This window comes from Pseudomonas sp. C7.1, assembly GCF_056312395.1.
On sequence record NZ_JBWDTL010000003.1, the window covers coordinates 691718 to 713927 of the forward strand.

Below are 22210 nucleotides of genomic sequence, written 5' to 3' on the forward strand. Positions count from 1 at the left end.
TACGCCCGTCATAGGAAAAAGGCGCGCAGTGTACGGGCGTGCACTGCTTTCGGCAATTGATGCTGATCAGAGGTTGCTGCCGGCTGCTGCGTCTTCGCTAGAGCCTCCGCCGGTGGCGGGTAGCAGGTCAATCGAGCTGTAGCGCTGCGCCAGGCGGTAGATGCTGCCATCCTGCTCAAGGGCTAGTAGAGCTTGATCCAGCTGCTGCATAAAGTCCTGCTTGTAGGGGTAGGCCTGTTCATTGATGCGGGTATAGCCCAGATGGCCGTGTTCGCTGGACAGCTTCGGCCCTTCAACCAGCCAGTTCAAACCGCTCGTGGCAAATAGGCCTTCACTGCGCATCTGCTGCAGCTCCCAGAGAATCGACAGGCGATCATTGATAAACACATCAATGCGCTTGCGCCTGAGTTGCAGCAGATTGGTGCGGTTATCCGTGGCGTAGCTCTGCTGCACCTCACCAGAGGCGAGCATAGCCTTGTAGTTCGGCGCGATGATGGTACTGAAGCCTCGGTTGAGACCGATGCGCAGGCCGGCGTAAGCGGCTGGGAAATCTTCGATGGCGCGTTGCTCAGCCAAATCGGTGCGCACGAAGGCCACCACGCTTTCTTCCAGAATCGGTCGCGAGTAATCCATCCATGGGCGTTCTACGGGGCGGTGGTAGGGCGGGAATAGAGCAAAGGCTGTGCCTTTTTTCAGTGCGGCGAGGCCGCGTGACCAGGGTACTGGGCGGATGCGGACGCGATAAGCTGGCATGCGTGCAAAGGCCACGCGCAGGATGTCGCTGTACAGGCCTTTGACTTCGTCGTTTTCGACGTAGCTGTACGGCGGGTAACTGGCGTCACACAGCACCGTAACACTGATGGGCGTTTGCGCCTGGGCGGTGCCATGCACAGCCAGGCACAGTAGCCACGTTACGAGTATGCGCATACCCAATCTCCTTCATTGGTTGGCGCGACCTGCGCTCGCAAGTGCAGGTGTATGGGCATTTACACCTTAAAGCGCCCGAGCAGATGGTCTTGCTGGCCGACCTGTTCGACCATTACGGCGCACTGACGCACCTGTTCCTCGGCGCCGGCGGCCACCTCATGGCTGATGTCGCGGATATTGGTGGTGTTGCGGTTGATCTCCTCGGTGGTGGCGCTCTGCTGTTCGGCGGCAGTGGCGATTTGCAGGTTCATGTCGTTGATCCGGGTAATGGCATCGCTGATGCGCCCGAGCATGTCGTTGGCTGCGCCGGCTTCTTCGGCGGTCTTGCTGGCAGTATCGCGGCTCTGCTGCATGCGTGATTCGGCCTGCTTCACGCCGGATTGCAGCTGGTCGATCATCTGGCGGATTTCCTGGGTTGACTGTTGGGTGCGCGAGGCCAGTGAGCGTACCTCATCGGCGACCACGGCAAAGCCCCGGCCAGATTCACCGGCGCGGGCGGCTTCGATGGCAGCGTTGAGAGCCAGCAGGTTGGTCTGGTCGGCAATGCTGGTGATCACCGAAAGGATCGACTCGATGTTGTGGCTGAGCTTAGCCAGCTCGTTGATCGCGTGGCTGGTTTCGTCCATTTCCTCGGCCAGGTGCTTGATTGCCTCGGTGGAGCGCGAGACCACGCGCACGCCGTTTTCAGTCTCCTGATTGGCTGCCAGCGCTGCTTGCGCAGCAGCTTGTGCGTTGCGCGCGACTTCTTCGGCAGTGGAGGCCATTTCCTGCATGGCGGTGGCCAGTTGATCGAGCTCCTGCAGTTGTTGCTGCAGACGATTGGCGGCCTGATTGGCCTCGCCGGAGGTCAGGGTGGTGCTTTCGCGCACCTGCCTGGAGCTGCCCATCACTTCACTGATCAGGCTCTGCAGGCTTTGCAGGAAGCTGTTGAACTCCTTGGAAACCAGGGCAATTTCATCGTTGCCGGTGGCAGGCAGGCGGCGGGTCAGGTCGCCTTCGCCGCTGTTCACCTCACGCAGCGAATTGTGCAGGTGGTCGAGGGGCTTGAGCAGGCTGTTCATCAGCACGCCGAGCACGATCAAGCTGATGACCACCCCCAGCACAGTGCCGATCACCGCGCGCCAACTCAGAGCATTGGCTTCGGCCATAACGATGCTCTTGTCCAGCACCACGCCGATATACCAATCCATACCCTTGAGATTCGGCAGTGGGGTGAAGGACACCAGCAGATCCTTGTCGCCGCCGCTGGTTTCCTGCAGCTCCTTGTTTAGGGCGGGGCTCTGGCCGCCGAACAGCTCGCTGTAGCTTTTGCTGTTTAGCTCGGTATTGGGGTGGGAAATGATGTTGCCGTTGCGGGTCAGCAAAAAGGCGTAGCCGGCGCCGTTGAAGTCCAGGGTGTTGACCGCATCGGCCACGGTTTTCAAGCGGATATCGCCACCCAGTACGCCGAGGAACTCGCCGGCATTGGTGATACGAGTAACGGCGGAAATCAGGATTTCCCCGGTGGTGGAATCCACATAGGGTTCGGTGAACACAGCCTGGTTGCTGGCTTTACCGGTGGCGTACCAGGGGCGTTGGCGGCCATCCCACTCTGGTGCAGGCTTCCACTCGTCAGTGTTTTTGATCGGTTTGCCATCACTTTGCAAAGCACCGAACACCAGGATGAACTCGTTCTTCAGCATGGGCGTGTTGACGACGCGCTGGGTTTCTTCGGGGCTGTAGTTGCTGTCGATGCTTTGCGACATCAGGTCCATCAGTTTGAGCTTGGCGTTGAGCCAGTTCTCGATCTGCCGCGCTAGCGCGTTACTCGACTCTCCAATGCTCGCGGCCACCTGGTTATGCAGGGTTTCGCGAACCTGGCTGACTTGCGCCAGTGACAGCAGGCTGGTGGTGAGGAACAGCACGATGGCCGCAGCCAGACCAACCTTGTGGGCAATCTTCATAACACGCTCCCGGCGGCAATTTCGAATAGATCGGTGAGTGCCTCTACTCCCTGGCCTTACCTGTTAAAAGTAATACAGCCTGGCCAGATTGCTTGCTCGATTGTGGTTGTTTTGCCATTAAATGCAAAAGCCCGACACATTAGCCGGGCTTCGCGGTGTTGCTGGGTGCGATTTACACCATGTGCTTCTTGTCCAGTTCGACCGCCATGTCGAGTGTTTCGAGCAGCGCCTTGCGCACTTTCAGCTTGGTGTTCTTGTGCGCGGTCATGTTGATCTTCTTCATCTGCTGGGCAACCGCCAGGGCGGTGGCGTGCAGCTGCTCGGCCGGCACCACCTTGTCGAGGAAACCGGCATCCACCGCGCCTTGCGGGTCGAACATTTCACCGTTAATTACCGAGCGATGGAAGGCCGATTTACGCAGGCGGTCACGGGCCAGTTCGATGCCGGCGTGATGCATGGTCATGCCGATCTGCACTTCGTTGAGGCCGATGCTGAACGGACCTTCGACGCCGATGCGGTAATCCGACGAGAGCAGAATAAACGCACCCTTGGCCACCGCGTGGCCGGGACAGGCGACGATGATCGGGAAGGGGTGGGCGAGCATGCGGCGAGCCAAGGTGGAGCCGGAGGCCACCAGGTCAATCGCATTCTGCGGGCCGGAGGTCATCACCTTAAGGTCGTAACCACCGGAAAGAATGCCCGGCTGGCCAGTGATGATTACGATGGCCTTGTCCTGTACGGCGCGATCCAGAGCTGCGTTGAAGGCAGTGATCACATCCGGGGAGATGGCGTTCACCTTGCCATTACACAGGGTCAGGGTGGCAATGCCATCGTCGAGTTGGTAGCTGATCAGGTCGCTCATGGTCGGGTTCCTTGTGCTGAAGTGCAGCAGACGTTACTCATCCGCACCGGTCAGGTAAAGCACGATGGCTGACTGGCTGGTCAGCGTGCGCCGCGCTTGTTGTCCTCAGCCGGTTTATTTCCCCGAACTTTCTCCTGTCTCGGCCGGTAGCGATTCGGACTGGGCCTGATAAGCGCTTTGACTGCTCCTGACATTTGGCATAAGCACATGAATCTTTTGAAAAAAGATTTTGCCTTTGGCGGGCTGTTCGGCTACATTTGCGCGCCTCAACAGGCGGCAATGCCTGTTGATACCCGGTGAAGTGTCCGAGTGGCTTAAGGAGCACGCCTGGAAAGTGTGTATACGAGAAATCGTATCGAGAGTTCGAATCTCTCCTTCACCGCCATATTAGAAACCCCCAGAGAGCAGCCTTTCTGGGGGTTTTTTCGTTTCAGGCATTTGCTGGCGGCGCTGTCGCTTTTAAGGTGAGTCCAATACATAGCGGAGTAGCGTATGCGCGCCACCTGGGACATTTTCTGCAGCGTTGTCGATAACTACGGCGATATCGGGGTGACCTGGCGGCTTGCGCGGCAGCTGGTAGCCGAGCACGGTCTGGCGGTGCGGCTATGGGTGGATGACCTGAGCGCGTTTGTACGCCTGTGCCCGCAGGCTGACATGCAGGCGCAGCGGCAAACCCAGCAGGGTGTCGAGGTCTGTTTGTGGCGTGCCGAGTGGCAGGCGGTCGAGCCTGCGGATGTGGTGATCGAAGCATTTGCCTGTGAGCTGCCCGCACTCTATGTAGCGGCGATGGCGCAGCGCTCGCAGAAACCGCTTTGGCTCAATCTGGAGTACCTGAGCGCCGAGGATTGGGTGGAGGGCTGCCACGGTTTGCCTTCATTGCAATCCAATGGCTTGTCGAAGTTCTTCTTCTTTCCCGGTTTTACCGCAGGCAGCGGCGGCTTATTACGTGAGCGCGAGCTGCTGCAACAACGCTGGGCGTTTCAGGCGGATAGCGGCGCGCGCGATGTGTTCCTGCGCAGCATTGGCGTAGTGCCATTGTCAGGCGCGCGGTTGATTTCTTTGTTTGCTTACGAGAACGCCGCACTGGCCAGTTGGCTGGATGCTTTGGCCGCCGATACTCAGCCCAATCAGTTACTGGTGCCGCAAGGGCGCATTCTGGCGGATTTGCAAGCCTGGCTCGGGTGCACAGGTATGCGCGCCGGGGATGTGCAGCAACGCGGTCAGCTGCATATTCAGGTGCTGCCGTTTGTCCAGCAGGATCAGTACGACCAACTGCTGTGGAGTTGTGATTTTAATGCGGTACGCGGGGAGGACTCCTTCGTCCGTGCGCAATGGGCGGGACGACCGTTGCTTTGGCATATCTATAAGCAAGCGGACAACGCCCACCTGGAAAAGCTCGACGCCTTTCTTGCTCTCTATAAGGCGGGCTTGTCAACGGATGGGCAGCGTGCGCTGATCGAGCTCTGGCATGCCTGGAATACCGGTCAGTCGGTCAAGGAAAGCTGGAATCAGCTGCTACAAGGCTGGCCCGAGCAACAGGCGCACGCTGAGCAGTGGTGCCTACAGCGGGCCTCTCAGGCCGATCTTGCCGAGGCGCTGGTGCAGTTTTACCTAAATTGGCTATGATACGCGGCCAAGAATTTTGTAATTCCATCCAAACCCGGATATTCGTATGAAAACCGCACAAGAAATGAAGCCCAACAGTGTGGCCCTGATCGACGGCCAACCTTGGCTGATCCAGAAGGCCGAATTCACCAAGTCCGGTCGTAACAGCGCCATCGTTAAAATGAAGCTGAAGAACTTGCTGAGCGGCTCCTCGACTGAAACCGTGTACAAAGCCGACGACAAAATGGAGCCGGTGATCCTCGATCGCGTGGACGTGACCTACTCCTACTACAGTGAGCCGAACTACGTCTTTATGGACCAAGAGTTCAACCAGTACGAACTGAACAAAGACGACCTGGAAAGCGTAATGCCGTACATCGTTGATGGCATGACCGACGTTTGCGAAGCCGTATTCTTCGAAGGCAAAGTGGTTTCGGTTGACCTGCCGACCACCATCGTTCGCCAGATCACTTACACCGAAGGTTCCGCCCGTGGCGACACGTCCGGCAAGGTGATGAAGCCAGCCAAGCTGAGCAACGGCACCGAGATCAAAGTCGCTGACTTCTGCAACATCGACGACTGGATCGAAATCGATACCCGTACCGGCGAGTACAAATCCCGCGCTAAAGCTCCGGTCTAAGACCTGCTTTAACGGCGAGACGAAAAAGCCCGACCTCGAGTAGGGCTTTTTTATGGACAGCCATCCATGGCGGCCACTCTTCTGCCTGCTGTTTCTGCTCTTAACTGCGTTGTAGGCCGTTTTCGCAGAATAGCGGCAGCAGTCAGGTGGTTGCGCAAGGCTTGTCTCTGGCGCCGGGTGGTTTGCTGAGTATCAGCTGGGGGGAAGTTGGCCCATGCGCTGCCTGAACGGGTCTTGCGCGGTCTTTTTGCCGGTTTTCTGCTGCTTTGTGCGGTATTGCTCGGGCTTAAAGTCTAAAGCCTTCGACAATCTGCTCGGCCAATGTCTCGCTGACCTGTGTTTGCGTGTTGCTATTGCGCAGCAGCACGATACTGGCGGAGGGCAGGGCAGGCATGCCTTCCGCCTCGCCAATAATCTGCAAGTCCGGGGTGATCAGGCTTTGCAGCTGGGCGGTAATCGCCAGGCCGGCGCTGACTGCGGCCATGATCGCCGACAGGCTTGGGCTGGTGTAAGCGATGCGGAAGTTGCGCCCCAGTGCTTCCAGGCCATTGCAGGCCCAGGAGCGGCAGAAACACTGCGAGTTGAACATCGCCAGCGGCAGGGTTTCCAGCTCATGCAGGTTGGCGTTGCGCGCCTGCGCCCACACCAGGTGTTCCTGACGCAACAGCTGCCCGATCTCGGTGCCTGGCTCGCGGGTGACGATGGTCAGGTCCAGGTCCTGGCGTAGCAGCAGCTGGAAGGACGGCTCGCAATGCAATTCCACCTGCACCAGCGGATAGGACTGGGCGAAGCGCACCAGAATGCCCTGCATAAACCGCATCACATAATCATCCGGCGTGCCGATGCGTACGGTGCCGACCATATGCGGCTCGCGCATGCTGCTCATCACTTCGGCGTGCAGCTTGAGAATGCGCCGCGCATAGCTTAATAGCAGCTGGCCCTCAGCAGTTAGGCTGAACTGACGCCCGTCGCGCAGAAACAGCGGGCGCTGCACCACATCCTCTTCCAGGCGTTTCATCTGCATGCTGACCGCCGATTGGGTGCGGTTGACCATTTCCGCCGCACGGGTAAAGCCGCCGTGGTCGGCAATGGCGACAAAGGTGCGTAGCAGCTCGCTGTCGATGCTCGGGTAGCTGGCCACTCATCAATCTCCGAGATGGAATGCATAATAAACATTCGTTGGATTGATCATAAGCCCAGCGCGAGACTGTCGCCAACCCCACAAGGAGGGCGACGAGATGAAAGGTCAAAAAGGTTATGCATTAGTCAGTACCGGGCGTTTACAGGGCCGTCGGCCATTAGAAATACTGCGTGCAGTTGGCCGCCAGCTTTACCGCTGGTGGCAGCTGGCCGAGCAGCGTCGGCGCTTGGCCATGCTCGATGATGCGGCATTGAAGGATCTCGGCTTGAGCCGCGGCGATGTACTGCAGGAGAGCGAGCGGCCCTTCTGGGATGATCCGTTGGCGCGCTGAGGTTGTGGATGGTTTTCAGGGAGTTAATTAATTGAAAGGAGAGTATCGATGTCCACGTATCAACTGGCGCAGTTGAATATCGCCACGATGAAGGCGCCGCTGGAGTCGCCGAGCATGGCTGACTTTGTCGCCAATCTGGAGCGCATCAATGCGCTGGCAGAAGCCTCGCCCGGTTACGTCTGGCGCTTGCAGGACGAGGCGGGCGATGCCACGGCGTTTCGCCCGTTTGGCGATGATGTGCTGATGAATCTGTCGGTATGGCGTGATGTGCAGGCGCTCAGCGATTACGTCTACACCTCCGCCCATACCGAGATGCTCAAGCGCCGCCAGGAGTGGTTCAGCAAGGTCAGTTCGGTGCATATGGTGCTGTGGTGGGTGCCGGCGGGTCATCGGCCATCGGTGCAGGAGGCCGCCGAACGCCTGGCGTTGTTGCGTGAGCAGGGCGCCAACGCGCAGGCGTTTAGTTTTCGTCAGGCGTTTGCGGCCCCCGATTCGCTCGCTGAGCTGGCGCTCGGGTCGGCGTAGTCGGATCACCGGAGCGGCAAGCGTGCGGCGCATCCGCTACAATGCGCGCCGAATTTGTCTTGCCCGAGAGCCTGCTCATGTCCGCCTGCCAGACCCCGATCATCGTTGCCCTGGATTTTCCGACCCGTGAAGCCGCGCTGGCATTGGCTGCCCGGCTCGACCCCAAGCTGTGTCGGGTCAAGGTCGGCAAGGAGCTGTTTACCCGTTGCGGACCGGAGATCGTCAACGTGCTGGCCGGTAAGGGCTTTGAGGTGTTCCTTGACCTGAAATTCCATGACATTCCCAATACCACGGCCATGGCGGTCAAGGCGGCGGCCGAGATGGGCGTGTGGATGGTCAATGTGCATTGCTCGGGCGGCCTGCGCATGATGGCCGCCTGCCGCGAAACCCTGGATAAGCTCAGCGGTGCCAAACCGCTACTGATCGGGGTGACCGTGCTGACCAGCATGGAGCGCGAAGACCTGGCGGGCGTTGGCCTGGATATTGAACCGAAGGCGCAGGTACTGCGTCTGGCCGGCCTGGCAGCCCAGGCGAGTATGGATGGTCTGGTGTGTTCGGCCCAGGAAGCCCCGGCGCTGAAAGCTGCGCACCCGGCCCTGCAGTTGGTGACCCCGGGGATTCGTCCGGCCGGCAGCGCGCAGGATGACCAGCGGCGTATCCTGACGCCGCGTCAGGCGCTGGATGTGGGCTCGGATTATCTGGTGATTGGCCGCCCGATCAGTCAGGCCGCTGATCCAGCCCAAGCGCTGGCAGCTATTGTCGCCGAGCTAGGAGCCTGTCGGGCTTGACCGTTCGTAGCGAGGGAAAGCCCGGATCGAGTCAGTTTTGTTGGTCTTTCGAGGCGAATAGCGAGCTATTTAACGAGAAAGAGCAGCAAAAATGGCCGAATCCGGATTTTCCGCAGTAGAACAGTGTTAAGTCCGACAGGCTCCTAGATGCCTGAATTTCTTTCCTTCTGATCCGGTGACTGTTATGCATCCTGCTGCCGAAGATTCGCCACTGGGCAAATCCAGCGAATACATCGCTACCTACACCCCGTCCTTGTTGTTCCCGATTCCGCGTGCAGCCAAGTGGGCCGAACTGGGCCTGAGCGCCGAGACACTGCCGTATCAAGGCGTGGACTTCTGGAACTGTTTCGAGCTGTCCTGGCTGTTGCCGTCGGGCAAGCCGGTGGTAGCCATGGGTGAGTTCGCTATTCCCGCTGACTCACCGAATATCATCGAGTCGAAATCCTTCAAGCTGTACCTTAACTCGCTGAATCAGTCGGTGTTTAACACGGTTGATGAGATGGCGGCGTTGTTGGTGAAAGACCTCTCGGCTGCTGCTGGCAAGCCGGTTGGCGTGCGTGTGCGCAGCCTGGTCGAGGTAACAGCTGAGGGTGTGCGGGCTGCACCTGGCGTCTGTATTGATGATCTGGATGTGTTTATCAGCAACTATGTGCGGCCGCAACCAGAGTTGCTGCGTTGCGATACGGCGCGGGTAGTCGAAGAGGCTCTGCACAGCCATCTGCTCAAGTCCAACTGCCCGGTCACCGGCCAGCCGGATTGGGGCACGCTGGTGGTGCAGTACCGTGGCGCAGAGCTGGATCACGCCAGCCTGTTGGCCTATCTGGTGAGCTTTCGTCAGCACGCGGATTTTCATGAGCAGTGCGTTGAGCGGATCTTTCTCGACCTACAGCGCTTGCTTAAGCCCGAGCACCTGACGGTGTATGCGCGCTATGTGCGGCGTGGTGGGTTGGACATCAATCCTTACCGCAGCAGCGGGCCGATCAGCCTGGATAACCAGCGTTTGGTGCGCCAGTAACAGAAAACCCCAGCCGCTGAGCTGGGGTTTTTGTGAGTGCTGCGTGCGTTTAAATGCCCATATTGGCCAGGCTCTGCACGATATTGCGTAGGGTGCCGGCGAGAGTCGGGTGGCTGGCTTCGAAGCGCTCTACCGCGAGGTTGACCCCGTCGATCAGGGTTGCGTCAGGTGCGGCTGCGGCCTGGCGGGCCAGTTGCAGTTCAATTTCTTGGGTCAGTACAAATAGCTCGGCGCGTTCTTCTTCAGTCAATGGCGGTTGTTCGGCCAGTTGGTCGCGCAGGTCTTGCAGTTGTTGCTGCAGATGGCTTGCAGGCATGGAATTCTCCCTTGGGTAATCGACAGATTGACTGACCTTGCGCGTGGGCGAAAGGTTCTACATGCGTTCAGGTTAATCCAAGCCCGCCGCCTTTGCTTGCTTTGGATCAAGCGTGCGGCCCTGAATCAGCACGCACTCGGGCGCTGGCTCAGGGCTTTTCGCCCTTGTGGCGACGTAGGCTGAGATCAGCCAGGCAGGTAGGCAAGTCGCTAAGCTGGTCGATTGCCGAGTGTACGCCAAGGCGGTACAGACTCAGGGTGGCCTGGCTGCGCAGTCGATCACGTTCGGCCATTGGCAGGCTCTGCCAGTCAGCCGGTGCCAGGCCGCAGAGCGGGCCGCTGATTGCCAGGCCGATGGTCCAGATACCCGCATTCAGTGCCGCCTTTAGCAGGCGCGGTTCGCCACTGACCAGTACGCAGCCTTCAAGCTGATCAACCTGCAGTTCCATAAGGCTAAGCCAGATAGCATCGGGCGCCGGCCAGGGACGATGACTTTGCCTGGGTGTGCCGGGCAGCCAGTTTGGCAGCGCGCTGGCCAGGCAGGCGCTGGCGTCGCGCGGCAGTTCATCCAGCCAGGCGCAGGGCACCGCTTGTTCTTGCAGTTGCTCAAGCAGGGGCAGGGCTGCAGGCGTAGCCTCGGCATGCTCGCGTGCGGTTTCGCATAGTGCTTGCTGATAGGCTTGCCACTCTTCAGCTAAAGGTTCGCGACCTAAGGACTGTGGCAGGTCTTGGTGATTGGCTAACATTGGATAAAGGCGTTGCAGGGTGAGCGGGATGGTGCGTGCGCCAAAATCAACCAGGCAGCCGGACAGGCTGAATAAGATGGCGTTGAAAGCGGGCAAGCTGGCGGGCGTTTGCATGGGCCGTCCTTGAAAATGGTCTAGTCCAGGCTAGCGGGTGCAGGTTACAGGCAGATGAAGGCTTTATTTCTTTGTGCATTGCCGCTAACTGCTGAGCTGTACGGCAGCAGGCGGTGAGATTTTTCAGCTATTTGTTCCTCGGCTATGCTGCCTATTTAGCGAGTTGGCGCTTTATACTGCGTGGCCTGAGTTGGCTGCTGCGCCAGCCTGAGAATTTTCAAGGAGCGACTGTGATGCGTGTAACCGGTGCGAACTGGATTGAACGATTGAGCCTGTTGATAGCCTGTACCAGCGTGCTGTTGCTGCCTGCATTGGCGCAAGCCAGTGAAGAGGACCCTTGGCAGGGCTACAACCGCTTTATGTTTCGAGTCAATGATAACGTCGATGCCTATACCCTTAAGCCGTTGGCCAAGGGTTATCAGGCGGTGACGCCGCAGTTTCTTGAAGATGGCGTGCATAACGTCTTCCGAAATATCGGTGATGTTGGCAACCTGGCCAACAATCTGCTGCAAGGCAAACTGCATGATGCTGGGGTTGATGGCGGCCGGTTGATCTTCAACACTACCTTCGGTCTGCTGGGCTTTTTCGATGTGGGCAGCGCCATGGGCCTGCAGCGCAGCGATGAGGATTTCGGTCAGACCATGGGCGCATGGGGGCTCAATAGCGGGCCTTACGTGGTGTTGCCTCTGTTGGGCCCAAGCACCGTTCGTGATGCCTTCGGCAAGGTGCCGGACAGCATGCTGACTGCGCCTGCGTTTATCGACCATGTGCCGACTCGCAATGTGGTGCGCGGCGTTCAGCTAGTCGACGTGCGGGCCAGCTTGCTCAAGGCCGAGCGCATGGTCAGCGGTGATAAGTACATCTTTATCCGCAATGCCTACCTGCAAAATCGCGAGTTCAAAGTGCGCGATGGTGAAGTTGAAGACGACTTCTGAGCCGTCGGTGCATAGTAAAAAAGGCGGCCTACTAGGTCGCCTTTTTTGTTTTCGAGCATGTTCAGCTCATAGAGATAATCGCCAATCCCAACGCCTGACGGCCGTCGTCCATCGTGGTGACGCGCACTACCTCGGCTTGTGCATCCAAGCCGCGCAGCTCGTTATGGTCCGAGGCGATGTGGATGCGCACCTTGTCACCCATCTTCACCGCGCTTTCAGCCTCCAGCTGCATGCCGGTGCTGGACAGATCGAGGCACAGTGCGGGAATCTCCTTGCCGTCATGATGCAGGGTGACGGGGGCCTCTAGCCGCATGCGGATGTAATCGCGTTTCTCACTGTAGGCACGATCATTTTGGCTCATGGGCTTTTTCCTCTTGTTATGGGGGCTGTCCTACAGCTCTTATAACCTTGGCCGATTTGAGGTGTAAAGTCATACGGCGACGACCGGCATGCGCTTGAATCACGTAACGGATGGGAGTACCGTCTGCGCCTTGATACAAGCCGAGTTCGCGCGTCCAGGCGTTTGTCCTGACGTATAAGCCAACCCACACCCGGCGCAGTTTGCCTGGATACCTCATGCAAAAAACCAGTGCCACGCTGCTGATAATCGATGACGACGACGTAGTGCGTGCGAGCCTCGCAGCCTACCTGGAAGACAGTGGTTTTCATGTGCTGCAGGCCGCCAACGGCTTGCAGGGGCTGGAAGTCTTTCATGCTGAGTCGCCGGATCTGGTGATCTGCGATCTGCGCATGCCACAAGTCGATGGTCTTGAGCTGATCCGCCTCATCAACGCCCTGCACGTGCAAACCCCGGTGATCGTGGTCTCCGGCGCAGGCGTGATGAGTGATGCCGTCGAGGCGTTGCGCCTGGGCGCTGCCGATTACCTGATCAAACCCTTGGCGGATCTCGCCGTGCTTGAGCATTCGGTGCGCCGGGCGCTGGATCGCGCTAATTTGCGTCTGGAAAACCAGCGCTACCGCGACGAACTGGAAACCGCCAACCGCGAACTGCAAGCCAGCCTGCATCTACTGCAAGAAGATCAGAACGCCGGGCGTCAGGTGCAGATGAACATGCTGCCTGTTACGCCTTGGAAGGTCGATGGGCTGAATTTCGCGCACCAGATCATTCCGTCGCTGTACCTGTCGGGGGATTTTGTCGACTACTTCCGCGTCGATGACAGTCGCATCGTTTTTTACCTGGCTGATGTCTCCGGTCACGGCGCTTCTTCTGCGTTTATCACCGTGTTGCTGAAGTTTATGACCACGCGTTTGCTCTATGAGTCGCGTCGTGGCGGCAATCTGCCGGATTTCAAGCCTTCGGAAGTGCTTGGCCATATCAACCGTGGCCTGATCAACTGCAAGCTGGGCAAGCACGTGACCATGCTGGGCGGGGTGATCGATCAGGAAAACAATCGCCTGACCTACAGCGTTGGCGGTCACTTACCGCTGCCGGTGCTCTACAGCGATGGTCAGGCGCGTTATCTGGAGGGCCGTGGTCTGCCGGTTGGACTGTTTGTCGAAGCCGAATACAACGACCAGGTGCTTGAATTGCCCGAGGCGTTCAGCCTGACGCTGCTCTCCGATGGCATCCTCGATCTGCTACCGGGCGATACCTTGAAAGACAAGGAAACCCTGTTGCCGCAGATGATCAGTTCCGCAGGTGGCACCCTCGATGGCTTACGCAAGGCTTTTGGGCTGGCCAATCTAGGTGATATGCCGGATGATATTGCCTTGCTGGTGTTAAGCAGGAACCTTGCATGAACCCTGGGATAAGCCCCGGTAGAATCCAGTTTGCCGAGCAAGATGGCACCTTCATCTTGAAGTTTGTCGGTGAAGTGCGCCTGACGCTGTGTTCGGCCCTTGATTCGACCATCGAGAAAATCTTCACCGCGCTGAATTTCTCAGCCATCGTGATTGATCTTACCGAGACCCGCAGTATCGATAGTACGACCCTTGGGCTGTTGGCCAAGCTGTCGATTCTGTCGCGGCAAAAGATCGGCCTGTTGCCGACCGTGGTGACCACCCACGCCGATATCACGCGCTTGCTGCAGTCGATGGGTTTTGATCAGGTCTTCAATATCGTCGACACGCCAGTGCCATGCCCGGATTGTCTGGATGATCTGCCGTCGCAGGACCAGTCGGAAGAACTGGTGCGCGCCAAGGTGCTCGAGGCACATCGCATTTTGATGGGCTTGAATGAGTCCAACCGCGAAGCCTTCCACGATCTGGTCAACGCCCTCGAGCATCATTGATCTGGCACGCTAAAAAAACGGGGCGCTCAATGAGCGCCCCGTTTGTATTCAGGCCATTCAGGCGTGGGCGGTCAGCAGTTTTTCCAGCTTTTCCTGATCGCGGGCAAACAGGCGAATGCCTTCGGCGAGCTTTTCGGTGCCCATGGCGTCTTCATTCATGGCCCAGCGGAATTGGCTTTCGCTCAGGCTCTGCTTGGCTTCGGCAGCCTTGCCGGGGCTTAGCAGGCGCGCCAGCGGCTGTTGATCATCCGCCAGTTGCTGCAGCAGTTCGGGGCTGATGGTCAGGCGATCACAGCCAGCCAGTTGTTCGATCTGGCCGATATTGCGGAAGCTCGCGCCCATCACCACGGTCTGGTACGCGTTGGCTTTGTAGTAGTTGTAGATGCGCGTGACTGACTGTACGCCGGGGTCTTCGGCGCCGACAAAGTCACGGCCTTCAACCTTCTTGTACCAGTCGTAGATGCGCCCCACGAATGGCGAAATCAGAAACACACCGGCATCGGCACAGGCCTGGGCTTGAGCGAAAGAGAACAACAGGGTCAGGTTGCACTGGACGCCGGCCTTCTCCAGTTGCTCGGCGGCGCGGATGCCTTCCCAGGTCGAGGCGATCTTGATCAGTACCCGCTCGCGGCCAATACCGGCTTCTTCATACAGGCCAATCAGGCGTTCAGCGCGGCGCAGGGTGGCCTGAGTATCGAAGGACAGGCGTGCATCCACTTCGGTGGAAATCCGCCCGGGGATGATCTTGAGAATCTCGCTCCCCACCGCGACGCCAAAATGGTCGCAGGCCAGGCCCAGATCGCTATTGCTGGCTGTGACTGCGCTTTTCAGCAGTTCGCTGTAACCAGGCATTGCTGCGGCTTTAAGCAGCAGGGAAGGGTTGGTGGTGGCGTCGACCGGCTTCAGGCGGGCGATGGCGTCGAGATCGCCGGTATCGGCGACCACAGTGGTGAACTGCTTGAGTTGATCCAGCTTGGAGGTCATGACACAGCCTTATCGTTGCAGATGCACCGACCTTACCCGAGTCAGCGACCTTGCAGCAATTGCGCAGCTTGATCGAACAGCGTTAACGGCTCGCTGGTCTTGTGAATGTCCACCGAGAGCAGCTGGCGAAAGCGCCGCGCGCCATTGAAGCCCTGGCCCAGGCCGAGCATATGCCGGGTGATGTGGTGCATGCTGCCGCCTTCGTCGAGGTGCGCGGCGATGTAGTCGCGCATGCTCAGCATGGCCTCGAAACGGCTCATCACCGCGCGGCCAGACCCGAACAGTTGTTGGTCTACTTGGGCCAGCAGGTAAGGGTTGTGGTACGCCTCGCGGCCGAGCATCACGCCATCAAAGGTGTGCAAGTGCTGCTGGCAATCCTCCAAGGTCTTAATGCCACCGTTGAGGATGATCTCCAATTCCGGAAAGTCCTGCTTGAGCTGGGCGGCCACGTCGTAACGCAGTGGTGGCACCTCGCGATTTTCCTTGGGCGATAGCCCTTCGAGAATGGCGATACGCGCATGCACGGTAAAGCTACGGCAGCCTGCATCGCGCACTGTGCCGACAAAATCACACAGTTCGGCATAGCTGTCGCGGCCGTTGATGCCGATACGGTGCTTGACCGTTACCGGAATCTCGACAGCATCCTGCATGGCCTTTACGCAATCTGCCACCAACTGCGGGTGACCCATCAGGCAGGCGCCGATCATGTTGTTCTGCACCCGATCACTGGGGCAGCCGACATTCAAGTTGACCTCGTTATAACCCGCCTCTTGTGCCAACTTGGCGCAGGCCGCCAGATCCGCCGGCACGCTGCCCCCCAGCTGCAGGGCCAGCGGGTACTCGGCCGCGCTGTGGCGTAGAAAGCGCGCCGCGTCACCATGCAGGATCGCCCCCGTGGTGACCATCTCGGTGTAGAGCAGAGCGTGCTGCGATAATTGGCGTAGGAAGAAGCGGCAGTGGCGGTCCGTCCAATCCATCATCGGCGCTACGGAGAAGCGGCGAGACAGCGTAGATGCCGTGGTTGCTGGGTTTGATGCTGATTTTGGATGCATTGGCTCAGATCGATTTAAGGCCATAAAGGCTAATTTTTGCCCGTTTCTGCGCATGTAATGCTAAAATTAAGCACTGGTAAATGCATTTTTAGCACTGGTGGTGAGCTACATGGGAACGATCACTCGGCGCGTGAACAAAAGCGGGCAGACCAAGTACACGGTGCAGATTCGACTGCGCCGTAAGGGAGTCATAGTTTACCAAGAAAGCCAGTCTTTCGACCGTAAGCCGGTCGCCCGCGCCTGGATGATTAGGAGGGAGGCTGATCTTGCGTTGCCCGGTGCTCTCGAGAAGGCTTCGCGAGAGGATGTGCCGCTCAAGAAAATCATCGGACGTTATTTGGAAGAGTACGAGCTAATCCGTCCTCTCGGGAAAACCAAGCGAACCACCTTGAAGGCGATCAGCGAGACCTGGCTAGGCCAAGTCGCTGATGCCGATCTAACGAGCCAGAAACTAGTCGAGTACGCACGATGGCGAATGAGCCAGGAGGGCGGCGGCGTTCAGGCCCAGACGGTTGGAAATGATCTCGCACATCTTGGTGCGGTCTTGTCTGTCGCTAAGCCCGCTTGGGGATATGAGATCGACGCGACCGCTATGACTGATACGCGCAAGGTATTGCGTAAGCTGGGTATGGGGGGAAGGAGTCGAGAACGTGATCGGCGGCCAAGTGTGGATGAGCTCGACAAGTTGCTTGCCCATTTTTTTGAGATTCTAGTGCGTAGGCCTACCGCGATACATATGCCTAAGGTCATGGCTTTTGCAATTTTTTCGACGCGCAGGCAGGACGAGATCACCCGGATACGCTGGGAGGATCTGGATGAGCGGAGGCGGGCGGTACTTGTTCGGGATATGAAAAATCCCGGTCAGAAGATTGGCAATGATGTCTGGTGTCATCTGCCGGATGAGGCTTGGCAGATTATTCACAGCATGCCTCAGTCTTGCTTAGAGATTTTCCCGTACAGCTCGGACTCAATTTCTGCAGCCTTCACTCGTGCTTGCATGTTTTTGGCTATCAAGGATTTGCACTTTCACGATCTTCGCCATGATGGCGTGAGCCGGCTCTTCGAGATGGATTGGGATATACCGAGAGTCGCTAGCGTGTCAGGGCATCGAGACTGGAACTCCATGCGTCGCTATACGCATTTGAACGGGCGAGGAGACCCCTACAAAGATTGGCCTTGGTTGGAAATAATCATGGGAGTCCCTGTCGTACTCGGGGCACGTGTAGCGCCTGAATCCGCAGGCGATCGAGGGAGTAAGCTTCAGGCGAGGCGTCGTCGATCCATCAACTGATCTTGCTCCCTGATTGCAGCCGCTCGCTGCTTATCGATGTAGGCTGCGAGATCCTCTAGATGTATGCCGAGGTTAGCCTTCTGTGAGTTCGCGCCCAGTCGTATGACCGGGAGATCTATTTCTCCCATCAGGCGTTTGCGTTTGAATTTGTCTACCGAGAGGCCCAGAAAGTCTCTGCATACCCATTCGATAGGAATCACGGCTTGCCCATCGTACTGGGTCATCAGAAGTAACAGTGTTTTCATCGCTCCATGCCATATCACTATTCCAGTGAATTCAACCTATCAGCACGATGTTTACCGGAAAACCAGTTATGTCGTAGATGAGAGTGGGAGTGAAGCTGTAAAGGTATTGGTGGCTTTGCTGGTGTGTCGTTTCTGGTTCGGTAGGCTGCTAGCGACGTCGGTGCCGAGTGCCGGACATATCAGACGAGACATCAAGGAGCAGGTAGGGGGACGATTTCCCGGGCGTCATCCGGCGGTTGGAACGCAACTGATCTCTGTAGCGTCTGTGGCACGATTCAGATCCACCATTTCCGTCCCCTCACAATAAAGCCGCCTGAAAGTGGCGGCTTTTTGTGGCGCATGCGCTCTAGGCTGTTTCCTGCTTTTCTCTAATGCTTTTCGCTTCTTCGAGTACCTTGCGCTGGCTGTCGATGGCTCGCGCAGATGCAGCGCCATAAGCAGCGCGCTTTGCAGCATCAGAGTTGCTTCTGAAAAAGCTCGACAGGGGGCTTGGACTGCCCGCATGAACTCTTTTCATGGATTAGGCCTCGGTTAAAATTTGATCAAACTCTATGGCAGAGTACCCAAAGGTGACGAGAGCGTCAATTTCGTCGGAACCGACATTCAGTTCGACTGCCTGGTTACTACCGTCAGTGTCTTTGATGATAAGGTCAACCTTGAGTTGCAAGCGAAAGCTCTGTTTCAGTGCCTTAACAACCTCCTTTGCTGCAAAAAGCTGTCTGATGAACTCGGCCTTTGGGATGTTCCTCCCTTCAGTCAGTTCTCGAGCCTTCACAAATTCCCAGGCAAGCAAGGGGTCTTGATAGACATATACGATTGTGATGTCCCTGTTGCGTCGCAAGGAGCGCTCAACGTTTCGTCGAGCTACTTGTTCGTTGGAGAGTGTTCCATCCAGTAGAAATGATTGGCGTTGTTCAAGCACAAGATCATGCAGGCGCTCGACAATGCTATTCACGGCGCGTTGAAACAACCTGGAGTTATTGCCGGTGTACTCAGGGAAGCATTTCCGCAAATCGTCTGGGTCAATTCGCAGCGCTTTTGCTCCGATATCTTCGAATCCTGCGATTAGTGCTTTGGATACCTCTGTCTTTCCCGCGCCGGGGGAGCCCGCCATGAAAACAGAGACAGGCGTATCCTCACCAGGAAAAGCTCTCACATCCGCTAATTCTCTGGCAATTCGCGTTCTGTTCGCTTTTGCAAAGGCAATTGCCCTTTGCTCTATATCAACTTCGTCTTGAGTCATCGAACCGTCGTAATGGCCTTGCATCTTGTGGTTAAGCCTAACAGCGTGGATGCGTCATGTCCTCAGGTCTTGGGCGCCCTCCTGAAACCTCGATCTCTAGCCATAAACGTCTCAAGCATGTGCGGTATGAGTGTCAGGGCATCGACCTCTTCGCCGTGTGTTTGCGAGTGCAGTTTCGCGTAGCGTTCGAGTTCGGCCTTCAGGTTGGCCGGGCAGTTGAAGGTCAGCTTCAGGTTCTCGGTTTTAGGCAAGGGGCCGAGGCGCAGTTTGGTTGTACTCATTGCGTATTCCTTTGTTGGATGAGCATGGGCGGGTAAGGGCGCAGTACTAAATCGCGGTTGACGATCACGCGCAGTGGCAGGCCAGGACGCTCAGTAAGCGTGGGCTGGATATCCAGATTGCGCCGGGTCACTTCCTGACCGATTTGATTGACGGTGTCCTGCAGGCTGTCGCGCCCCGCGATGATGATTCGGTCGCCGTCAGCACGATTGGAGGGGGCCGCCAATTCGGCACCGATGCCCAGCAGGCTGGTCATTGCCGCACCCGCAACAATCCGATCCCAATGCCAGTCGACGCCATCCTCCAGACCGGCATAGCCGGCGGCATCTGCACCGACCAGGTTGTCGAGTTGAAATGAGGACGTGTTAGGCAGGATCACCCGCTGCCAAACCATCTGCACTCGACTCTGCCCGAAGCTCACCTGACTGTTATAGCGGCCAAGTAAACGTGAGCCTTGGGGGATGAGCACATGCTGGCCGGTAGCGCTGTCGTAGACCGGTTCGGTTACCGTGGCGATCACATCTCCAGGTAGATCAGACTTGATGCCTGTGACCAGTGCCGCCGCGATGATGGTCCCGGCCATCACCTGGTAAGGCGAGTCTGGAAGTTGCACAAGTCCTGAATTACGGATTTGTGAGTTTCCGGATTTACTGAGAAACGCCTCTTTCTGCTCTTGCCGGTTCGGCATGGCGGAAACGTCTGAAGGCGGGCCCGAGACTGGCATTGAGGGCGTGAGGTTTTCACGAGCAGCAAGACTGGGAGTAGCAGTCGTGGCGCTCGATATGCGTTGTCCGCCCGTTTGGAAGAACACAGACGACTGCGCTGCTTCCTCCGCTTCTTTGAGCCTGGCGAGACGTTCAGCTTCGACCGGATCAGCCCCTGATTGGTTGTAGCCATGGACTTGATACTGCTGCTCAGACTTGAGAATAGGGCCACCTAAATCACCAGGCAGTGGTGGTCCAAGATGCGGTACTGAAGGTGCAGCGGGCTGGGGTAACTGCGAGTAGTCTGCGGGCAACTGCTCCAGCCCCTCGGAACGTGCAATGCGATCAATGTTGTAAAGCTCGCTTGGCTCCGTACTTTGACGGCGATGCTGCGGCTGCAGTGACCACAGCATGGCACCCAGCACTGCACTGGCCAGGCCCCCGGCGAGTACAGCCAGCATGCGAGGATTGAGGCGGGTGACCGGGCGCGGCTGCGCACGCAGCTCCAGTGACTCGGGTGCTTCCTTGGGCTGCAGTGGCGACTGCACAGCGCCTCCGGTCTCTTGATTAGCACTCATGGTCAGGGCCTCCGAACACGGCCATCCGTACGCTCGATCCTGACGATATCCCCCTTGTCAGCGCCCAAACGCAGTTCTGCGGCACCGAATAAGCGGTCGACGATGTAGTAGGGTGAGCGGAAGCGATAGTTAACAAGCTGGCCGTCGCCCTCAGGGCCGATCACAAACAGTGGCGGCAGTTCGCCTTGGGCTATGCCTTCGGGAAACTGGATGTACACCTTGCGGCCGTCATCAAACGCACGGAGTGGTTTCCAGGGCGGGTTGCTACCTGTGATCGCATAGCGAAAGCGCAGTTGTTCAAGCGTCAGGCCTGCATCCACCGGTGCCGCCACTTGTGCTGCACTGGCTCGACGTTGCAGGGCGAGCATGCGATCTTTTGGGTAGTCCCAAGACACTGAAGCCATCCACGCTTGCTCCGTCGACGTTAGTTCGATCAGGTAAGTACGTCGTGTGGTGGTGATCACCAGGTTAGTTTTGAGATCGACGCGGGTTGGCTTGATCAGCACGCTGATACGCAGGTCTTCACCGCTACCGCTGGTGGTGTCTCCGACAATCCAGCGAACCGTATCGCCTGCTGCCACGGTTATAAGCTCTTCGCCGGGCTGTAAGTTGATCGCGGTTACACGACCAGGGCTGCTGTAGACCTGGTACAGCGCGCCGTCCGAGTACGGCCAGACCTGAATCGCATTGATGTAGCCTTCTCGCGTGGGGGCGATTCGAGCGTCTCGATTGGCACGCGATATCCGCACACGTTCATCAATCGGCTCCTTTCCTGGCTTGCCTGCGGATGCAGTTGCAAGTGGTTTGAGCTGCGCCGGCAATGCCAATGGCTTGGGCATTTCCACCACCTCGATGGGTTTTGGTGGCTCAGGTAAACGCTGTGCCTCAACGGGCTCGTCCAGAGCGATCACGGGCGGCTTCTGACTGGCGCAGCCAGCCAGTACTGCAAGCAGCAGTGGGCAGATGTAGAAGTGCAGGGGTAATTTCATGGTTACTTGGCTCCTTCCGTAGTGTCCAATTCGCGGCTCCATGACAGGCCGTTGATGTAAATGCCGAGTGGGTTGCGCCGCAGTTTTTCCTCGGTGCGCGGTTGCTGCAGCACAAGCGAGAGCACTGCCGTCCAGCGCTCCATTCCTGCGGCTGCGCCGTTTACAAAGCGATGCTCGATCCAGCGAACCTGGAATGAGTTATCGCTGGCGCGTATCACGCTGGTGACTTCAACTGACACGGACTCCTTACCGACCCGTGCGAAGGGATCGTTGGCGCGGGCATAGTCGTTGAGGGTGGCGGCGCCTCGGTCAGTGGTGGAGTGATAGGCCACTAGCCAGTTCTGCCGTACCACCACTGGATCGATGGATAAGGAGCGCACCTGCTCGATAAACCGCGCCAGGTGGTGGGCAATTTGTGCGTCCTGAGGTTTATAAGGACTTTCCGCTTTGCCGACGGCACGCACCTCACCGAGATTGTCGACTTCCACCACGTAGGGTGTGATCGTCGACACTGCCATGCGCCAAACAAGTCCGCCGGCCATCAGCAGAGCGAGGCTGAGACAACCGAATGCCATCAGTCGCCAGTTGCGTGCGTGGGTCAGACTGCTGCCCAAGCGTCGGTCCCAGGCCTGCTGCGCTGCTTGGTACGGTGTGACGGGCTGTGGGGTTTCGCTATAACGCGTCTGAGGGCGTTTGAATCGCACCT

Annotated in this window: 25 protein-coding genes, 1 tRNA gene and 2 pseudogenes; 12 read left to right on the forward strand and 16 right to left on the reverse strand. The window is 57.9% G+C overall.

Going from position 1 to position 22210, the window contains the following annotated elements; translation table 11 throughout:
• Positions 1 to 66: 66 nt before the first annotated feature.
• From AC0T4W_RS06485 to AC0T4W_RS06500, 4 genes and pseudogenes are all read right to left on the reverse strand, one after another.
• Positions 67 to 927 carry a substrate-binding periplasmic protein gene (locus AC0T4W_RS06485; RefSeq protein WP_476317633.1) on the reverse strand — a complete coding sequence of 287 codons (861 nt, stop codon included), beginning with the start codon at positions 925 to 927 and terminating at the stop codon, positions 67 to 69.
• Positions 928 to 986: 59 nt separating this feature from the next.
• A complete protein-coding gene (locus AC0T4W_RS06490; RefSeq protein WP_476323495.1) occupies positions 987 to 1814 on the reverse strand; it encodes a methyl-accepting chemotaxis protein in 828 nt (275 codons plus the stop codon).
• A gap of 30 nt (positions 1815 to 1844) precedes the next feature.
• A pseudogene (locus AC0T4W_RS06495) lies at positions 1845 to 2870 on the reverse strand (cache domain-containing protein); the annotation flags it as partial.
• 172 nt (positions 2871 to 3042) lie between these two features.
• Positions 3043 to 3732, reverse strand: coding sequence for a crotonase/enoyl-CoA hydratase family protein (locus AC0T4W_RS06500; protein WP_476317636.1), 690 nt, complete (start codon positions 3730 to 3732; stop codon positions 3043 to 3045).
• A 295-nt stretch (positions 3733 to 4027) separates the two neighbouring features.
• Between AC0T4W_RS06500 and AC0T4W_RS06505 the strand changes: the two genes are divergently transcribed.
• From AC0T4W_RS06505 to AC0T4W_RS06520, 4 genes and pseudogenes are all read left to right on the forward strand, one after another.
• A tRNA-Ser gene (locus AC0T4W_RS06505) sits at positions 4028 to 4117 on the forward strand.
• Positions 4118 to 4224: 107 nt separating this feature from the next.
• Entirely contained in the window at positions 4225 to 5358 is a 1134-nt protein-coding gene (gene earP / locus AC0T4W_RS06510; protein ID WP_476317639.1) for an elongation factor P maturation arginine rhamnosyltransferase EarP, read from the forward strand.
• A 46-nt stretch (positions 5359 to 5404) separates the two neighbouring features.
• Positions 5405 to 5977, forward strand: a complete 573-nt coding sequence (gene efp, locus AC0T4W_RS06515) for an elongation factor P (RefSeq protein ID WP_090247751.1) — start codon at positions 5405 to 5407, stop codon at positions 5975 to 5977.
• A gap of 158 nt (positions 5978 to 6135) precedes the next feature.
• Positions 6136 to 6274 (forward strand): annotated as a pseudogene (locus AC0T4W_RS06520) (sulfite exporter TauE/SafE family protein); the annotation flags it as partial.
• Here AC0T4W_RS06520 and AC0T4W_RS06525 read toward each other — a convergent pair.
• The gene (locus AC0T4W_RS06525) at positions 6264 to 7118 is read right to left on the reverse strand and encodes a LysR substrate-binding domain-containing protein (RefSeq protein ID WP_476317643.1); all 855 of its coding nucleotides are present in this window, start codon (positions 7116 to 7118) and stop codon (positions 6264 to 6266) included. The pseudogene AC0T4W_RS06520 and the gene AC0T4W_RS06525 overlap by 11 nt on opposite strands.
• 97 nt (positions 7119 to 7215) lie before the next feature.
• On the opposite strand from AC0T4W_RS06525, the gene AC0T4W_RS06530 reads away from it, so the two are divergent.
• The 4 genes from AC0T4W_RS06530 (at position 7216) to queF (ending at position 9777) form a co-directional block, all read left to right on the forward strand.
• Positions 7216 to 7449: a DUF1127 domain-containing protein gene (locus AC0T4W_RS06530; protein WP_476317646.1), complete on the forward strand. Its 234-nt coding sequence runs from the start codon at positions 7216 to 7218 to the stop codon at positions 7447 to 7449.
• Between the two features lie 48 nt (positions 7450 to 7497).
• Positions 7498 to 7974 carry a DUF3291 domain-containing protein gene (locus tag AC0T4W_RS06535; protein ID WP_476317648.1) on the forward strand — a complete coding sequence of 159 codons (477 nt, stop codon included), beginning with the start codon at positions 7498 to 7500 and terminating at the stop codon, positions 7972 to 7974.
• Positions 7975 to 8051: 77 nt separating this feature from the next.
• Entirely contained in the window at positions 8052 to 8762 is a 711-nt protein-coding gene (pyrF, locus tag AC0T4W_RS06540; RefSeq protein WP_476317651.1) for an orotidine-5'-phosphate decarboxylase, read from the forward strand.
• A gap of 184 nt (positions 8763 to 8946) precedes the next feature.
• Positions 8947 to 9777, forward strand: a complete 831-nt coding sequence (gene queF / locus AC0T4W_RS06545) for an NADPH-dependent 7-cyano-7-deazaguanine reductase QueF (RefSeq protein WP_476317654.1) — start codon at positions 8947 to 8949, stop codon at positions 9775 to 9777.
• A gap of 49 nt (positions 9778 to 9826) precedes the next feature.
• On the opposite strand, the gene AC0T4W_RS06550 is transcribed toward queF, so the two are convergent.
• The gene (locus AC0T4W_RS06550) at positions 9827 to 10093 is read right to left on the reverse strand and encodes a DUF4404 family protein (protein ID WP_476317657.1); all 267 of its coding nucleotides are present in this window, start codon (positions 10091 to 10093) and stop codon (positions 9827 to 9829) included.
• A gap of 148 nt (positions 10094 to 10241) precedes the next feature.
• Positions 10242 to 10952, reverse strand: coding sequence for an HAD family phosphatase (locus AC0T4W_RS06555; RefSeq protein ID WP_476317660.1), 711 nt, complete (start codon positions 10950 to 10952; stop codon positions 10242 to 10244).
• Between the two features lie 233 nt (positions 10953 to 11185).
• On the opposite strand from AC0T4W_RS06555, the gene AC0T4W_RS06560 reads away from it, so the two are divergent.
• A complete protein-coding gene (locus AC0T4W_RS06560; RefSeq protein WP_476317663.1) occupies positions 11186 to 11887 on the forward strand; it encodes an MlaA family lipoprotein in 702 nt (233 codons plus the stop codon).
• A 61-nt stretch (positions 11888 to 11948) separates the two neighbouring features.
• On the opposite strand, the gene AC0T4W_RS06565 is transcribed toward AC0T4W_RS06560, so the two are convergent.
• Positions 11949 to 12248: a PilZ domain-containing protein gene (locus tag AC0T4W_RS06565; RefSeq protein ID WP_476317666.1), complete on the reverse strand. Its 300-nt coding sequence runs from the start codon at positions 12246 to 12248 to the stop codon at positions 11949 to 11951.
• A gap of 215 nt (positions 12249 to 12463) precedes the next feature.
• Here AC0T4W_RS06565 and rssB point away from each other — a divergent pair, with 215 nt between their 5' ends.
• Positions 12464 to 13648, forward strand: a complete 1185-nt coding sequence (gene rssB, locus AC0T4W_RS06570) for a two-component system response regulator RssB (protein WP_476317669.1) — start codon at positions 12464 to 12466, stop codon at positions 13646 to 13648.
• Positions 13649 to 13656: 8 nt separating this feature from the next.
• Positions 13657 to 14139 carry an anti-sigma factor antagonist RssC gene (gene rssC / locus AC0T4W_RS06575; protein ID WP_275963607.1) on the forward strand — a complete coding sequence of 161 codons (483 nt, stop codon included), beginning with the start codon at positions 13657 to 13659 and terminating at the stop codon, positions 14137 to 14139.
• A gap of 57 nt (positions 14140 to 14196) precedes the next feature.
• Here the strand turns inward: rssC and tal are convergent, their stop codons facing one another.
• Both tal and dusA read right to left on the reverse strand, forming a co-directional pair.
• Entirely contained in the window at positions 14197 to 15123 is a 927-nt protein-coding gene (tal, locus tag AC0T4W_RS06580; RefSeq protein WP_476317672.1) for a transaldolase, read from the reverse strand.
• A 41-nt stretch (positions 15124 to 15164) separates the two neighbouring features.
• Positions 15165 to 16175 (reverse strand): tRNA dihydrouridine(20/20a) synthase DusA, encoded by a 1011-nt coding sequence (dusA, locus tag AC0T4W_RS06585; protein ID WP_476317674.1) that lies wholly within the window; start codon positions 16173 to 16175, stop codon positions 15165 to 15167.
• Positions 16176 to 16284: 109 nt separating this feature from the next.
• Between dusA and AC0T4W_RS06590 the strand changes: the two genes are divergently transcribed.
• Positions 16285 to 17466 (forward strand): tyrosine-type recombinase/integrase, encoded by a 1182-nt coding sequence (locus tag AC0T4W_RS06590; protein WP_476317676.1) that lies wholly within the window; start codon positions 16285 to 16287, stop codon positions 17464 to 17466.
• On the opposite strand, the gene AC0T4W_RS06595 is transcribed toward AC0T4W_RS06590, so the two are convergent.
• The 6 genes from AC0T4W_RS06595 to trbF form a co-directional block, all read right to left on the reverse strand.
• The gene (locus AC0T4W_RS06595; protein ID WP_476317679.1) at positions 17436 to 17711 is read right to left on the reverse strand and encodes a pyocin activator PrtN family protein; all 276 of its coding nucleotides are present in this window, start codon (positions 17709 to 17711) and stop codon (positions 17436 to 17438) included. The genes AC0T4W_RS06590 and AC0T4W_RS06595 overlap by 31 nt on opposite strands.
• Positions 17712 to 18231: 520 nt before the next feature.
• Positions 18232 to 18954, reverse strand: a complete 723-nt coding sequence (locus tag AC0T4W_RS06600) for a zeta toxin family protein (protein ID WP_476317682.1) — start codon at positions 18952 to 18954, stop codon at positions 18232 to 18234.
• A gap of 62 nt (positions 18955 to 19016) precedes the next feature.
• Positions 19017 to 19235, reverse strand: a complete 219-nt coding sequence (locus tag AC0T4W_RS06605; protein ID WP_476317685.1) for a DUF2274 domain-containing protein — start codon at positions 19233 to 19235, stop codon at positions 19017 to 19019.
• A complete protein-coding gene (locus AC0T4W_RS06610) occupies positions 19232 to 20515 on the reverse strand; it encodes a TraB/TrbI/VirB10 family type IV secretion system protein (RefSeq protein ID WP_476317688.1) in 1284 nt (427 codons plus the stop codon). The genes AC0T4W_RS06605 and AC0T4W_RS06610 overlap by 4 nt, the downstream gene beginning before the upstream one ends.
• Before the next feature lie 2 nt (positions 20516 to 20517).
• Positions 20518 to 21504: a P-type conjugative transfer protein TrbG gene (gene trbG, locus AC0T4W_RS06615; protein WP_476317691.1), complete on the reverse strand. Its 987-nt coding sequence runs from the start codon at positions 21502 to 21504 to the stop codon at positions 20518 to 20520.
• Positions 21505 to 21506: 2 nt separating this feature from the next.
• Positions 21507 to 22208, reverse strand: coding sequence for a conjugal transfer protein TrbF (gene trbF, locus AC0T4W_RS06620; protein WP_476317694.1), 702 nt, complete (start codon positions 22206 to 22208; stop codon positions 21507 to 21509).
• Between the last annotated feature and the right edge of the window lie 2 nt (positions 22209 to 22210).